Source organism: Gloeobacter kilaueensis JS1, from assembly GCF_000484535.1.
GTDB lineage: Bacteria > Cyanobacteriota > Cyanobacteriia > Gloeobacterales > Gloeobacteraceae > Gloeobacter > Gloeobacter kilaueensis.
This window is the reverse complement of record NC_022600.1, coordinates 101,236-114,965: the sequence shown is the minus strand read 5'-3', so window position 1 is coordinate 114,965 and position 13,730 is coordinate 101,236. Positions and strand designations below refer to the sequence as shown.

Sequence of the window (13,730 nt, the reverse complement as noted above, 5' to 3'; positions counted from 1 at the left end):
GCGCCAATCGGGCACAGGACAGCAGGGACGCCGTTGGCGCCCGACAGGTTCTTTATCATATCGCAAAGCAGGCCGGAGCGGCCACTGTCAACTCCGGCAGTTAACCTTCTCTTAATCTGGCAGCGCCGAATTTGTCACCTGCGCCCTCTATGGTGAGCTGTGATCCGTGCTTACTGTCCGAGGCAGCGTATGCAACGCAAAGATTTTGCTTTTACCCTGGCTGTGTTCGCCGCTCTGGCGCTGGGCAGCCAACCGTCGGTCCAGGCAAAGCCCACCCCGGCGCTTACAGCCGTCACCTCTTCAAATTGGGCTCAGGTCACAAGCCCCGTCTTCGGCACCTCCGAGACGGGCACCTACGCGGGGGCAGAGCTATTTGCAGGGCCAAACAAGTTCAACGACGGCAACTACTTTCACGGCGTCATCCCCAATGGCCGGATCGTCAAACCCGCCGGCACCAGCCTCCAGGTGGGCATGAATCCGCTTGGGGCAGTGCTCACCCCGGACGGCAGGTACTTGATCACCACCAACAACGACGAGCGCGACGTCGGCCTCGCCTCGCTCCAGAGCCCGAGCAACAAGGGCGGCTACTCGCTTTCGGTAATCGACACAGCGACGCTGCAGGTGATCTCAAGCATCTTCGAGAACGCTTCGACCAGCACGCCCAAGGGCTTTATCGGCCTGCAGATTACCGGCAGCGGCCCCTACACCGTCTGGGCCTCCGGCGGCGGCGACAACAAGATTTATCTTTATAGCATCAGTACCGACGGTCAGATTGCGGCGGCTACCCCCGCCAGCGTTGCGATCGCACCGACTTTGCCCAGCACGGCGGGCTACGTGAGCAACTACGTCCCCAACCCCGTGCTCAACACCAAGGACGCCAACGGCAACCTGCCACCGGCTCCCTCGGGCTTCAGCCGCACCACCGGGGCCCAGACCACCTTCCCGGCTGGTTCTGCCCTCTCGCCGGACGGGCGCTATCTTTATGTCGCCTGCAACGGCGACAACAGCCTCGCGGTAATCGACACGACCAGCTTCGCCGTCGTCAAACAGATTGCTGTGGGCTACTTTCCGTACGGTGTCTCGGTGAGCAAGGACGGCAGCAAGATCCTGGTGAGCAACTGGGGCGTTACCGAGTACAAGTTTGCCAGTCCTGCCTACGACGGCAACGGCCAGCTTACAAGCATCGGCGCGACCGCTCAGAACCAGCCCGCCGGCTACTTTGTGCCGCTCACCGACACATCGGGGAGCAATCCGAAGACCTCCTCGCTCTCCTTTGTTTCGGCTCCAGGGGGAGACGGTGCGAACGCCAGCCTGGCGCAGTCGTTTTACCTGGGCAAGCCCCTCGACGATCTCTATCAGGTAGGCGACACCCATCCCTCGGCGACGGCGATCGTCCGCAAGGGCAAGATCGAGGTACTCTACGTCGCCAAGGCCAACAGCGACAGCCTGGCCCGCATTCTGCTCAATACCAACAAGGTGCTGCCCGACTTTGACCTCTCGCCCATCAGGGTAAAAACCTCGGACGGCCATAAAGTCACAGGCTCCTATCCGAACGCCCTGGTCGCCTCCAGCGACGGCACGCGGCTCTACGTGGCCGAGGCCGGGCTCAACTCGGTCGCTGTCCTCGACACGACCCGCCCCGCCCGGCCAAAGCTGCTGGGGCGGATTGCGACGGGCTGGTACCCGACCGCCCTCGCCCTCAGCCCGGACGACCAGACGCTCTACATCGTCAATGCCAAGGGCATCGGCGAGGACATCAATCCGCTCACCGACTTTACGACCAACCCGACGGCCACCGGGGTTCAATCTTTTAGCGACAGCAACTTTATCTTTGGCACGATCCAGAAAGTCAGCCTCAGTGGCCTGACCCTCGATAACACGGCGGTGCTGGGCTACAACTACGGCATCCACGCGCCCGCCGATACGAGCATCGTGCCGGCAGGGGGCAAGCCTTCTGCCAAAATCACCCACGTCATCCGCATTCTGCAAGAAAACAAGACCTTCGACTCGATGCTCGGCAACCTGAGCGTCCACTTTGGTCCCTATTCGAGCCTCACCTACAACAACGCCGACGGTTCGACCTTCACCAACGGCCAGTACACCGGGGTGAGCCTCAACACCCAGGCGCTCGCCCAGACTTTTGCCGCCGCCGTCAACTACTACTCCGACTCCGAAGAGTCCGACGCCGGTCACCAGTTCGCTGCCTCCGGCACTTCGACCGACTACACCCAAAAGACGCTGCTGGTCAAGACGGGCCGTGGCCTGCTGGTCAACAAAAACTTCGAGCCGGAGGACTATCCGGCGAGCGGCTACATCTTCAACAACGCCGCCCGCAACGGTGTGAGCTTCAAAGATTACGGAGCGATGATCCGCATCGAGGGCACCGACACCGGCACCAGCACGCCCACCACCCTCAACGACCCGCCCAGCGGCCAGGTGGGCTACCCGCAACTGCAGGCGGACAACTTCACGATCACCCAGCCTGTCGTCAACCTGGGCGATGTCACCTCGACCACCAGCGGCCTGGGGCAGTCTTACTTTCTCAACCTGCCCATCCTCGCGGTGCTGGGAGAGAAGAATACGAGCGGCGAAGCGCACCTGGACGCGAACTACCCCGGCTACAACTTCAACATCTCCGACCAGCGCCGGGCCAAAGAGTTCATCGCCGACTTCGACCGGATGGTGAGCGCCGGTACCCTGCCCCAGTACCTCTATATCTACCTGCCCAACGACCACACCGGCAGTGTCCAGGCACCGAACGCCACCGCTGTCGGCAGCTCCGGCCTGCAGCAGATTGGCGACGGCGATGTGGCCCTCGGCCAGGTCGTCCAGCACATCATGAATAGCCCCGTCTACTACAACGCCGCCACCGGCACCGGTAGCGCTATTTTTATGACCTTCGACGACGCCCAATCGTCCCTCGATCACATCCACCAGCACCGCACGCCCCTGCTGGTGGTAAGCCCCTACGCCAGACCCGGCTACCTGGGCAAGCAGCACTACGTCACCGCCTCGATCGTCAAGACCGAGGAGTTGCTTCTGGGGCTGCCGCCCAACAACCTGGGCGACCTGTTCGCCACCGACCTGCGCGATCTGTTCCAGTCCACCTACAACGGCATTACCGCGAGCCAGATCGCCTTTAACGACAGTGTCAAATACCAGCCGACCGCCGAGGGCGAGCGGATCTGGAAGCTGGTCGATAAGCTCGATACCAGCGCTCCTGACCGCGACAGCCGCAGGCTCGGTCGCCTCACCCGCCTGTCGATGGCAGCGGACGACCTGCACGCCAGAGCCGCAAAAGAAAACCGCCTCAGCGAAGCGGCTTACCTCGCTGCCCAGGCGCGGCTCTACGCCCAGGCAGAGGCGGTCGTTGCCGCGCCAAAAGTAGACGACGACGATTAACCCCCAGTTTGCAGGACAGGACCGGGTAGGCTCTGGGCGTACCCGGCTTTTTCGTTCGACTCTGCGATGCGCTTCGCCGCTTTCCGCCCTGGGGGGGATAGCAGTGGCAGCCTTGCTCGCGAAGATCGACAGAAGAGAGTCCGACCAACAGGAGAGGCATCATGGTACCGATCATTGCCGACGAAAAACGTCAGGCGATCGCTGTCAGGCTCGCCGACATCAAGGCGACCCAGGAGCAGATCATCAAAATCGAGGAACAGTTGCTTACCCAGAGCAACGACGCTGAGATCCGCAAGCGCCTCAGCGACTTTATCCGCGACGATCGCAAGAATCTCACCGTGATCGACAACGCGATTATCCAGTATGGCGTCAAAGGCGAAGCCCGGCCCCTCGTCTATGAGATGGGCAACAAGCTCGAAGAGTCGATTCAAGGCGACAAACTGAGCGCCTACGACAAGTTCAGCCAGCTCGAACTGCTCAAGCACGCAGCAGCGATGGCAGGCATCACGCTGCACAAGGCGGCTCAGGTGGTGGGTGCTGACATCGACGCGGCGATTGCACCGCTCAACACGGTCAACTTCGAGAACCGCTCCCACCAGGAGCAGCTCAAGGGCATCCTCGAAATTCTGGGTACCCGCGAACTCACCGGCCAGGATCCCGACCAGGGACTGTGGGCCCGCGTCCAGGATTCGCTTGCCGCCCTCACCGGCGTCTTTGGTTCGGTGACGAGCCGGGGCGAAGGTGGTCCCGACATGAAGGTGACCGACTACGTCCACATGGATCACCAGAAAGTCAGCACCCTCTTTGCCCAGATCCAGGACACCAACGACCCGGACAAGCAGCTGGAATTTTTTAACCAGCTCTACGGCGATCTGAGCGCCCACGCCCATGCCGAGGAGCAGACCTGGTACGCCGATCTCAAGCGCTTCGACGACAGCTTGAGCAAGGCTGAGTACGCCTACCAGGACCAGGCAGAATTGGAGGCCATGCTTGAGGAAGTGCGCCGCAACGGCATCGGGGGCGATTTTAAGGCACGCATCGCCCAACTGCAGGACAAGGTGCAAAGCCACGTCAACTTCGAAGAAGCGGAGCTATTTGCCAAGCTGCGCCAGCACTTCAGCGACGAGCAATTGCGCGAGATGGGCAAGCAGTTCCAGATGGCCAAGAGCCGATTCCAGGATGTATCCCAGCAGCAGGCACCCAGTACCCGCTAACGGTGCGCGTTGAGTAGAAACAAAAAGGAGGCGATCTCTCGCCTCCTTTTTTTATCGTCCTGCTTACAAAACTTAAGCTTCTTCCCTAAGATTTTGACGGTCCGATCCGGCCAGTGGACTGCCTGCGGAGTGTATGGCATTCTTTTCTGGCTGGCCTGACTGTGGACCGAACCTCCCAGTGTGGTGCTATGCCTGACGAGGAAGACTACTCCCCAAGCGACGATACCGAGGAGGACGAAGCCGCCTCCCCCGAGGAGCAATCCCCTGCTTCTGAACTCGAAGCAGACATCCCCAGCGATGCACCAGCCGCTGATGACACTGCCAGCGCTGTCGCCGAAGCTGACTTTGACACCGACGATACGGCCTGGGCAGCAGATGACAGCACGGACTGGAGAGCCGAAGACGATGAGTACAACTTTGCAGGCAGCGATGGAGCCGACGCGACTGCCGATGTGGATTTTGACCCCGCCGACACAGCAGAAGCCGACCCGCTCTTCTTTGACGACACTGCAGTAGACCCGAGTGCCTTCGACGGTGGCAGCGAGGCGACAGACGCCGACTTCGACTATTTGCCAGGAATAGACGACGCACCAGCTCCCACCGCCCTGGATGACCCGGACACTCTGCCACTGGATATAACCGACACCGATGACCAGTCGGATGGCGAGGCTTTCGCCTCAGATGCCCTTTTTGCTCGCGATGGTGAGCCGCTGGCTATTGATAATCCAGACGCCGAGTCGTTGCCCTTCGACGATTCAGCCGATGGACTGCCGGGTTCTGAAGACGTGCCCAGCTATGCTCTTGATGTAACGGACGACCAACAGACTCCTCTTTCAACTGATGAAAACCCAGCAGCTGATGAAGATGACAATCCCCTCTCCGAATTGTTCACCTCTGCCACAGAGGCCGTATCGGACCTGCTCGCTCTGGGCGGGGCCGATTCAAAGCAGCAAAGCGAGCCGAGTGCGAATGCCCAGCCGGACGATTCTGGCTCAGCCCTGGGCGCTCTCGGTGAAGGGCTGAGTAACATCTGGGAGGGGCTGAGCGATTTTGGTGAAGCCGCACTGGGCGCAGTGAGCAATCCTGCAGCTCTGCCAGAGCAGGCGGAAAACTTCCTTGCGGGTACCTTTGGCGATTTGGGCGAGACGTTCACCAACCTCTTTGGCAACTCTGACTCAGATGAGGAAGCTCAGGCGAACCCGGACCCGGACGGCGCAGCGCAGGCAAATGCGGACCCGGACAATCCAGACAACAACAACCCTCAGACAGACGTTAACGCTGATGACGGCTCCCAGCCCAATGCCAACCCGAGCGCAGCCGACACCAACGCTCAGAGCGGCACCAATACCAACCCACAGGCTCCACCAAATGCCGCACAACCCCTGACTGCCGAACAGCTCCAGCAGCAACAACTCCAGCAACTCAGCCAGGCCCGCGCTGAACTCGCCAACTACCGACAGCAGGTCGATGCCCAGTTCAACAAAATCGTCAACGAGGACGGCACCGTTCTCGACCGCGCCGCCGACACAGGCAAAGCCGTTCTTGAAAATACCGTCAACACCGTCGCCGACGTGGCCGGAGATGCCTGGAACTTTCTGACCGGCAACGGCGATAAGGACGAAGACCACAAGCTTATGCAGGAGGACTCCTCCTCCGCCGTCGAAGCCCAGACCAAACAAAAGCTCGACCAGCTCGACAGCAAGTTCAACGAACTGGAAACCGCCATCAAAAACGGCGACAACACCGCCATCCAGCGGTTGAACTCGGAACTCTACGGCGACCCACAACAGCAGGCCGCCGCTGCTGCCGCTCAACAAAATCCCTCCGGCGAGCAGACACCACCGCCCCCGCCGCCGGGGCTGATGGCTCAGACCATCAACGATGTCAATGGCAGCGTGCAGAAATTCTCCCAGGACTTCAACGCCGGGGGAGAGATGCTGAAGATGGGGCTTGTCACCGTTGCCGCCGTCGGTGTCACCGTCGCCACCGGTGGAGCCGGAGCGGGAGCAGGAGTGGCGATGCTCGCTGCGGCTGGGACAGGAGCGGCGGCCAATGTTGCCATCAACGCCGCCGATGAAACCGCCTCCGGTCACCAGTACAGCCTTGAGCAGATGGGCAACGATGCGCTCAGCGGTTTGCAGACCGGTGCGCTTTCAGCCATTCCAATTCCTGGAGTGGGAGCAGTCGGGGGAGCGGCCAGTAAGGGCATTCTCGGAGCGACCGAGCAGGTACTGGGTAGAGAAATTGCCGAGAGTGCGATTGCTCAGGGCGCGAGCAAGTTCATCGGTCATCAGGTGGTCGAAGGCACCTATCAAAACGCGGTGGGCGGTATGCTCAACACCGCTGCCGGTGTGGCCTTCGACCCGAACCTGAGTCTGGAGCAGAAGCTCTCGGCAGTCGGCAACAGTGGTCTGGAGGCGTTTGACCCGAGCAACATCGTGCTCAACACAGCGACCGGTGTGGGCATCGAGGCGAGTCTGAATCGTCTGGGCCGTGCCCGTGTCGAGGTGCCAGCGGGTGAGGTGCCCCCTGCGCCCGAGTTGCCGGAGGGTTCGCCCTTGCGCAATGCCCAGGGGGAAGTGCCGCTGCCCACCGTCGAGGTGCCCCAGTTGCCCGAGAGCGGTCAGACTCCCTTCGAGCCGTCGGTGGTGGAGCGCGAGCCGGTAGCGGTTGGTGCCGAACGCTCGTCGAAGCCTGATGCTGCTCCGACGCCCATCGAAGAGCCTGCTTCAGGCCAGTCGAACGAGCGCCGGCGCTCAGAAGAGAGCGAGACAGCGGCGAGCCCGGAGACCGAGGGTGGCAGCAACGGCGATGGCAACGGCAACGGCGATGGGGATGAGCCGCCGCGCAACCGCAACGAGGAGGAAGGTTCCGGCAACGAGGAGGGTAACGAGGAGGGGCAGAACAACCCAGAGGAAGAAGAACCCAGCAACGACAACAGCAACGATGACGCAAGCGAATCTTTGCCTGAAGATGAAGACAATCAGACTGCAGCCGAAGACAGGAATGTAACAGTTTATAGAGTAGAGGGTGAAGGCAACCAACGTGTTCTTATCGATAAAAACGGAGGTGTAGACATTCCTGTTGTAAGAAGCAAGAAGGGTAAAGGGCCGGAACGTGCACTCTTTTTGAACTTTGGAGACGAAGCGCGAGCAGAGGAGTTCCTTCAGCAACGTTCAAAACAATTTCCGGATACCCAAGTGAAATCTTTTGATGTGCCTGAACCGTTTCTAGAAGAGATGAGAAGGATTGCTGTTCCTCAAAGCGAGAAGAAGCAATTTCCAAACAGGCCGGAAATTGCCGACCCAACGAAAGCTTCAGATCAATTTGGTCTGACTGAAGAACAGATAAAAACACTCAGAGAGGTTATAATTCAAGGCACGGGTAAAATTAGAAGTGAATGAGGATGGAGCAACGTCCCACAAACATTGATGTCTTGATTTGAAGGTGAAAAATGCAGGAAATAGTCCAGGAATTAGAGCGCCTGCGAAATCAACAGACAGCTATTGCTCCTGGCTCGATGGCAGGACTCCTAACATATAAGGTAACTTGCTCCGATTCGTGTGAAACGGTCATTTTGAGATTCAAAGAAATCCTGTCCTTGATTGACGAGAAAGCATTAGATAAAGATTGGCCGAGCGATGACGACTGGCACAATATCTTGCCAGACTGGTTTACTGCGGCTTTTGAACCTGAAAAAACGGAGGAGGAGAAGCTTGCCTACTTACAGATGCTGGATAGTATGAGCTACGCAGAGAAGCTAGAACTAGCGTCTAATAAGCAGCGGTGGTCTCTATCAAACTGGATCTGTTGGTTCGAGTCTGGTGAACGAGAGTGGTACTACTGGAGTCTAGACAGCACTGGAACTCATGAGTACGTTGTAAGACTGCTCGTAGAAGGGTATCCTGTTGCTCTAGACGCCTTCTTCAAGTTGCTTGAAGCTACGGGTGCAGATCATTTCGAGGAGCTTTAGTAAGTTAAATAGGAAGATTCGAGAATGAGTCAAAATAATAGTCTATATGAGCTTACGGTCAGAGTGCGGGGTGAGGCAGATTCTGAACTTCCGCCTGGTACAAACCATGCCTTCGTAAATTGTTATTCAAGTGCTCCAGATTATGAATCTGCTTTGCGACAATGTGTGTTAGAAATGGCTGGAAAAGGCTATATATTTGAGGACTTAGTGCATAAAATCAGGGAAGTTGATCCAGCGCAGTGGGACAAGTATATCAAAAAATCTTGGCCTGAGTTTATTGATGATCTACCTTCACAGGATGAGGTTCTTAAGATAGTGAAGGAAGGAGGATTATTTTTTGGGCCATTTATGGCTTTTTGAATTAATATTCGCCACTTGAGCAGGAAAAACGAGTAGTAATGTATAGCTAGGTCTTATTTTAAGAAAGTTTCCCCAAATAAATTTTGTAGGGTATATGCTGGCCGAAGACTGGGTAAAGCGCTTTGAAGAACGTCTGAGCAGTAACGAGGCGGCTCAAAGAGCTATTACTCTGCGCTCACTCACCAGTGAAGCAACTGGTGATCCGAGACTCATTCCACTTATCGAAAAACTATTACAGGATAGAAGTCCCTGTATTACCTCTCTACCACCCATCGTCGGCGAGGTACGTTGGCTTGCTGCCCGTGCCCTGGCATCTGAACGTGGTACTCAAGGCAGCAATGAAACTGTGGTGCTCGAACAAGTAGCAAAACCCATTTCTACCAATGCACTGAACCGTCTCGAAGACGAGTACGACATAGACGCACCAGGCGGTATAGAAGGATTACTCCTAAGCTTTGCTCAACTGCAGAAAATGGGCAAACTGCCACTCGAAGACATCGTCATTCAGCCTAAAACCTTCATCGAAATGCTCAGGGCTGAGCAAGAGTTTCGTAAGGCAAGAGACCAGCAGACGCAGTGAACCATTGATAGACTCACATAAGTAGACTTGATAAAACAGAAAACAATAAAGAAATCCTAATTTCAGGGATACCTGCACAAGTTGCAGCAGATCTTTTGGAAGAACTCGTTACCAGATCTGGTGAACGTGGTCGAGTATCATAGCGATAATTTGCTGAGTCAATCCAGATATGGAGAATATCTATGCTGGCAGATAACGCTCTGCAAAGTTTGATCGAGGCTTTGCAGAGTAACGACGATAACCGGGTAGGCACGGCCCTTACCGTGCTCATCGAGAAGCCAGCCGCAGACCGGCGACTCCTGCCCTATCTTGAAGCACTATTGGATCGCCGTTCGGCTTGTGTCGTCGCCCGCCCCTTTACTTTCGGCGAGTTGCAGCTACTTGCTGCCCGTGCTCTTGCGGAGGAACGAGGAGCAGACCGTCGCCGAGCGCGAAGAAACTATTGCCGATGAAGAACAAGTGCCCTCGGAAGACAATGAGAACCCAGTCCCTGATGAGGAAGAGGGACAATCTCTAAGCGAGGACGAACGAACCGACACCGATGCCGACGCTGAGTAAGCATTCACGTGCTGGTCTTGACGGAGCGATAACAGACTGTACGCTTTCGGTATGAGTGCGTTACCACCCCTGCCCAGCCGTGACGAGTTATTGCAGATGCCCCAGCCGCAGGCGATTGACTTGTTGCTGGAGTACATTACCTGTAGCGGCTTGCAATCATCGGAGGCCGGACCTGCAATAACGGCTTCCTCGGGCCAGGATTAAATGCAACTGGGGAGCGATCCCGGCCAGAATTAATTGCAACTGGGCCTGCAATCATCTGCCCTCGGCCTGCAATCGTCCATCCGGGCCAGGATTATCTGCAACACAAAAAGGCTCTCATAGCGGCAGGCCCGCCGCAAGCATCTGCTCCTGCAAATCCCGTGCGCGGGTGGCATCGAGCTGCCCCCGAAACAGCAAACGGATCTCCACCGGTCGGGCATTGAACTGCTCCGCCAGGCTGCGCACGTCGTACCCGTGCCGGGTCAGTCGCGGCTCCAAGTCGTCAATCTGCTTGGAGAGGATCGACTCGACCACTTCCGCCGTCACGGGCCTGGTGCCCACCTCGAAACCCGTTTCAAAGGCCAAACTCAAGTGCTGCTGGAGCTGCAGCGGCGTCTTCAGCCGGTTGGCCAACAGGTTCAATGCCTCATCTTCGATGGCCTCACTCGCCTGGGTACCCTCGGACAGGCACTGCTCCAACAGCCAGTGCAGGTAATCCTTTGGTGAACCGATCAAGTCGTCCAAACTGAAGACCACTGCCCGGTAACCTATCTCCTCCATCGTTGGTCGCCTGAGGTCGTTCTTGAGCTTCGGATGACCGGCCACCACGGGCGAGAGCACTCCGCCGCCGTCCTCGACCACCTCGATGAGTCGTTTAAGACCGGTCAGGGTCTTGGCGTGCAAGTCGTGGGCCTCGTCCACAAAGAGCGCCACCGGCTTCTTGCTTTTTTTGATGAGGTCGCGCAGTTCCCGCTCGCGCTTCTCACCCTGGCCGGGAATCTTCACGTCCTTGTCAGGCGAAAGGTCGAAGAACAGGGCTGCTATCAAGGTCGCCAGTGTCGCCCGGTCCTTTTCCACCGACAACGATTTGGAGACGATGATGCGCCCTTCTTTTTCGAGCACCTCCTGCAGCTTGCGCAGAGTGACCGTCTTGCCGCAACCGACGATGCCGGTAAGCGCTACCATCCGTCCGGAGAGGATCGATGCGCGGATGTCCTTGAACAATTGCTTCTGGCGGTCGGTCTCGAAGTAACTGGCTTTGCGAAAATCGCGCACCAGGCGGTAATGCTCCATCACTTCAGTCAGCATGTGCTTCTCCGGGTGGGTCGTGGGCAAGATGGCGGCGTACCCGTTCGAGCACTTCCTTTTTGCTCAGCGTCTCACCCAGCACTGCATCAATGAAAGCCCGCTCCTCCTCGCTCAGCTTGGCCAGTGGGCAACCGAGCGCCTGGGCAATCGCCCGCTTGGCCATCAACGCAGACGGGTAGTTGAATTCCTGGTAAGGGTCGAGATCGCGGAAGGGAAGTGCCCGCACCGCTTGGGGAGCTGGAGCCTCCTCGACCAGGTACGCCAACTCCGCGTGTCCCTCCAAGGCAGCGCGGGGTAGCCCAAGACGAGTGGCGAGTGTCGCGATGCGCTCGGAGCGCTCCTGGGTGCGCGTCTTCTTGAACTTGCGGTAGCGGTGCAGGGGGATGGGTCCATCCACCGGCAGGTAAGGGCCGTACCGCTGCTCGTCCTTCTCGACGTACAGTTCGTTGTCGAACAGCCCCCACCACAGCACCACCGTCTCGCCTGCCAGGTCCGGTTCCACCTGGTAGGCCACCCCCTCGACCGTGACACGGGCGTCGGCCCCGACTTTGCGTCGTTCCGGTTCGCGTGCAAAAGTGCAGAAGCGTTCCCATGAGCACATCTGCCGGATGCCCTGGCTCGGCAGGTGCCGCTGCCAATCCTCCAGCCGCGAATGCGGTTCGCTGCGGTGCGGGCGATCGTTGTAATGCATCAAGTATCGCTGTAGCCACAAGTTGGCTTCGGCTTCGCTTTGCGGTTGGTGGAAGTGATACAGCGTCTCGTGCGCTTCCTTGACCGTGCGGAATGGCCGCTCGACTTTGCCCTTGGCTCGGGCTGTGACTCGGGTGCCGTCGGAACCGGCGCTCATGTGGGTGAGCAGTTTGATGCCCAGACATTCCAGCACGTTCTGGAACACCCGGCTTCTGGCAATCGGACCATTGTCGGCGTACAGCATCGCGGGGATGCCCCCGAAGTCCACGCCCGTCGCCTCTTTGGGCGACATCGCACCAAACAAAAAGCGCAGCGCCGCCTCCACGTCCTCGCCGTACACACAGCGGTACTCCTGAAAGCAAACGCCAGACCTGTCATCGACCACGCTGAACAACATGAGCGTCGGGTTGCCCCGTCCCGGCTCGACCCAGGCGGGGGGCTTGTGCAGGTGCTTCAGATCTGAAGGACTGAGGTCGAAGTGCCAGCACTCGTTGCTGTGCTCGGCTTGAAAGCGAACGGCAGGCGGTTGGCGCGTCAGACGTTCGAGGTCATAGCCCCAGGCATCGAGATAGTGGTTGACAGTGCTTTTGGCGAGCAACCCTTTAGGCAGTTGTACGAAGCCACTCGGCGTGTCCATGCCATACTCTTCGAGCAACGCGATGGCCCGCGCCGTCGAGACGTGCCGCCCCTTTTGATTGAGGGTGCGCAGCTTCATCGCAGCGATCACTTCGCAGTAGCGCTCCAATTCCGGACGCGGCAGCAGGCGGGGACTGCCGCGATCGGCACGGTGGACACTCTTCGGGCGTTGTTGTTCTCTGAGGGCACGGTAGACAGTTGCGACCGACACCCCAAAAAGCCCAGCGCTCTGCTCCAGGAGTACCTTGCGCTCACCAGAACGCTCCGGCAGGATGGCCAAGCGCGACCGCAGTTGCACCAAAGCCTCAGCCGGTATCTTGCGCGCCACCTCAACCGCCCCCGGCAGTGGCGGTCTGGCCTTCTGCCAGGTAACTGTAGAGCGTAGGTTTGGAAATCCCCAACATGCGGCAGATCTCGACGATGGTGAGCTGTCGCTCGTCGTACAACTTCACAGCCAATCGGCGCTTGGCTGGATCGAGGGCCTTCGGCCTACCGCCTTTCCTGCCGCGTGCGCGTGCAGCGCTCAGCCCAGCTTGGGTACGTTCGCGGATAAGGTTGCGCTCGAACTCGGCCAGGGCAGCGAACAGGTGGAAGACAAGCTTGCCGCTACTCGAAGCAGTTGAGATGGATTCGTGCAGACTCACCAGACCGACACCGCGTCCCTCCAGCAGTTCCACCAGGGCGATAAGATCTTTGAGCGAACGGCCTAACCTGTCGAGCCGCCAAACCACTAATGCGTCGCCAGCGCGGATAACCTCCAGAACTCTTTCTAGCCCCGGCCTGGCCGCCTGTGCTCCACTGGCTTGGTCCTCGTAGATTCTTTTGCACCCAGCCTGCCTGAGAGCATCGCGCTGCAGATTCAGATCCTGGTCGTCGGTGGAAACGCGCGCGTAGCCAATGAGCATGGGCAGCTCTCCAATGAATGGTTAAGGATGCCGTTGCTCATCAGCATAAACTGCCGTAGATTCTTTAACCGAATTTGTTGACTGCCCAAATGCCTGTCTGCCGTTCTTGGCGTTCAGCAGAA

Annotated in this window: 9 protein-coding genes; 6 read left to right on the top strand and 3 right to left on the bottom strand. The window is 58.4% G+C overall.

Annotated elements, in window-relative coordinates; genetic code table 11:
- Positions 1-189 precede the first annotated feature (189 nt).
- The 6 genes from GKIL_RS00505 (at position 190) to GKIL_RS24400 (ending at position 9,529) form a co-directional block, all read left to right on the top strand.
- Positions 190-3,402 carry an alkaline phosphatase family protein gene (locus GKIL_RS00505; protein WP_023171348.1) on the top strand — a complete coding sequence of 1,071 codons (3,213 nt, stop codon included), beginning with the start codon at positions 190-192 and terminating at the stop codon, positions 3,400-3,402.
- A gap of 161 nt (positions 3,403-3,563) precedes the next feature.
- Complete coding sequence (locus GKIL_RS00500) at positions 3,564-4,616, top strand: hemerythrin domain-containing protein (RefSeq protein ID WP_023171346.1); 1,053 nt, start codon at positions 3,564-3,566, stop codon at positions 4,614-4,616.
- 188 nt (positions 4,617-4,804) lie between these two features.
- Complete coding sequence (locus tag GKIL_RS00495) at positions 4,805-8,020, top strand: hypothetical protein (RefSeq protein WP_023171345.1); 3,216 nt, start codon at positions 4,805-4,807, stop codon at positions 8,018-8,020.
- Between the two features lie 50 nt (positions 8,021-8,070).
- Positions 8,071-8,589, top strand: coding sequence for a hypothetical protein (locus GKIL_RS00490; protein WP_023171344.1), 519 nt, complete (start codon positions 8,071-8,073; stop codon positions 8,587-8,589).
- 24 nt (positions 8,590-8,613) lie between these two features.
- The gene (locus GKIL_RS24405) at positions 8,614-8,949 is read left to right on the top strand and encodes a hypothetical protein (protein ID WP_144080283.1); all 336 of its coding nucleotides are present in this window, start codon (positions 8,614-8,616) and stop codon (positions 8,947-8,949) included.
- A 94-nt stretch (positions 8,950-9,043) separates the two neighbouring features.
- Positions 9,044-9,529, top strand: a complete 486-nt coding sequence (locus GKIL_RS24400) for a hypothetical protein (protein WP_023171343.1) — start codon at positions 9,044-9,046, stop codon at positions 9,527-9,529.
- Positions 9,530-10,405: 876 nt separating this feature from the next.
- Here the strand turns inward: GKIL_RS24400 and GKIL_RS00475 are convergent.
- The 3 genes from GKIL_RS00475 to GKIL_RS00465 are packed head-to-tail and all read right to left on the bottom strand — an operon-like array spanning position 10,406 to position 13,608.
- A complete protein-coding gene (locus tag GKIL_RS00475) occupies positions 10,406-11,377 on the bottom strand; it encodes an ExeA family protein (protein WP_023171340.1) in 972 nt (323 codons plus the stop codon).
- A complete protein-coding gene (locus GKIL_RS00470) occupies positions 11,367-13,019 on the bottom strand; it encodes an IS481 family transposase (protein ID WP_081705345.1) in 1,653 nt (550 codons plus the stop codon). The genes GKIL_RS00475 and GKIL_RS00470 overlap by 11 nt, the downstream gene beginning before the upstream one ends.
- A gap of 13 nt (positions 13,020-13,032) precedes the next feature.
- Positions 13,033-13,608 (bottom strand): recombinase family protein, encoded by a 576-nt coding sequence (locus tag GKIL_RS00465; protein ID WP_023171338.1) that lies wholly within the window; start codon positions 13,606-13,608, stop codon positions 13,033-13,035.
- Positions 13,609-13,730 lie beyond the last annotated feature (122 nt).

What these genes read in the sequence shown, in the direction of transcription:
- GKIL_RS00475 (WP_023171340.1), bottom strand. Translation starts at nt 11,377, where the DNA reads ATGCTGACTGAAGTGATGGAGCATTACCGCCTGGTGCGCGATTTTCGC.
- GKIL_RS00500 (WP_023171346.1), top strand. Translation starts at nt 3,564, where the DNA reads ATGGTACCGATCATTGCCGACGAAAAACGTCAGGCGATCGCTGTCAGG.
- GKIL_RS00495 (WP_023171345.1), top strand. Translation starts at nt 4,805, where the DNA reads ATGCCTGACGAGGAAGACTACTCCCCAAGCGACGATACCGAGGAGGAC.
- GKIL_RS24405 (WP_144080283.1), top strand. Translation starts at nt 8,614, where the DNA reads ATGAGTCAAAATAATAGTCTATATGAGCTTACGGTCAGAGTGCGGGGT.
- GKIL_RS24400 (WP_023171343.1), top strand. Translation starts at nt 9,044, where the DNA reads ATGCTGGCCGAAGACTGGGTAAAGCGCTTTGAAGAACGTCTGAGCAGT.
- GKIL_RS00505 (WP_023171348.1), top strand. Translation starts at nt 190, where the DNA reads ATGCAACGCAAAGATTTTGCTTTTACCCTGGCTGTGTTCGCCGCTCTG.
- GKIL_RS00465 (WP_023171338.1), bottom strand. Translation starts at nt 13,608, where the DNA reads ATGCTCATTGGCTACGCGCGCGTTTCCACCGACGACCAGGATCTGAAT.
- GKIL_RS00490 (WP_023171344.1), top strand. Translation starts at nt 8,071, where the DNA reads ATGCAGGAAATAGTCCAGGAATTAGAGCGCCTGCGAAATCAACAGACA.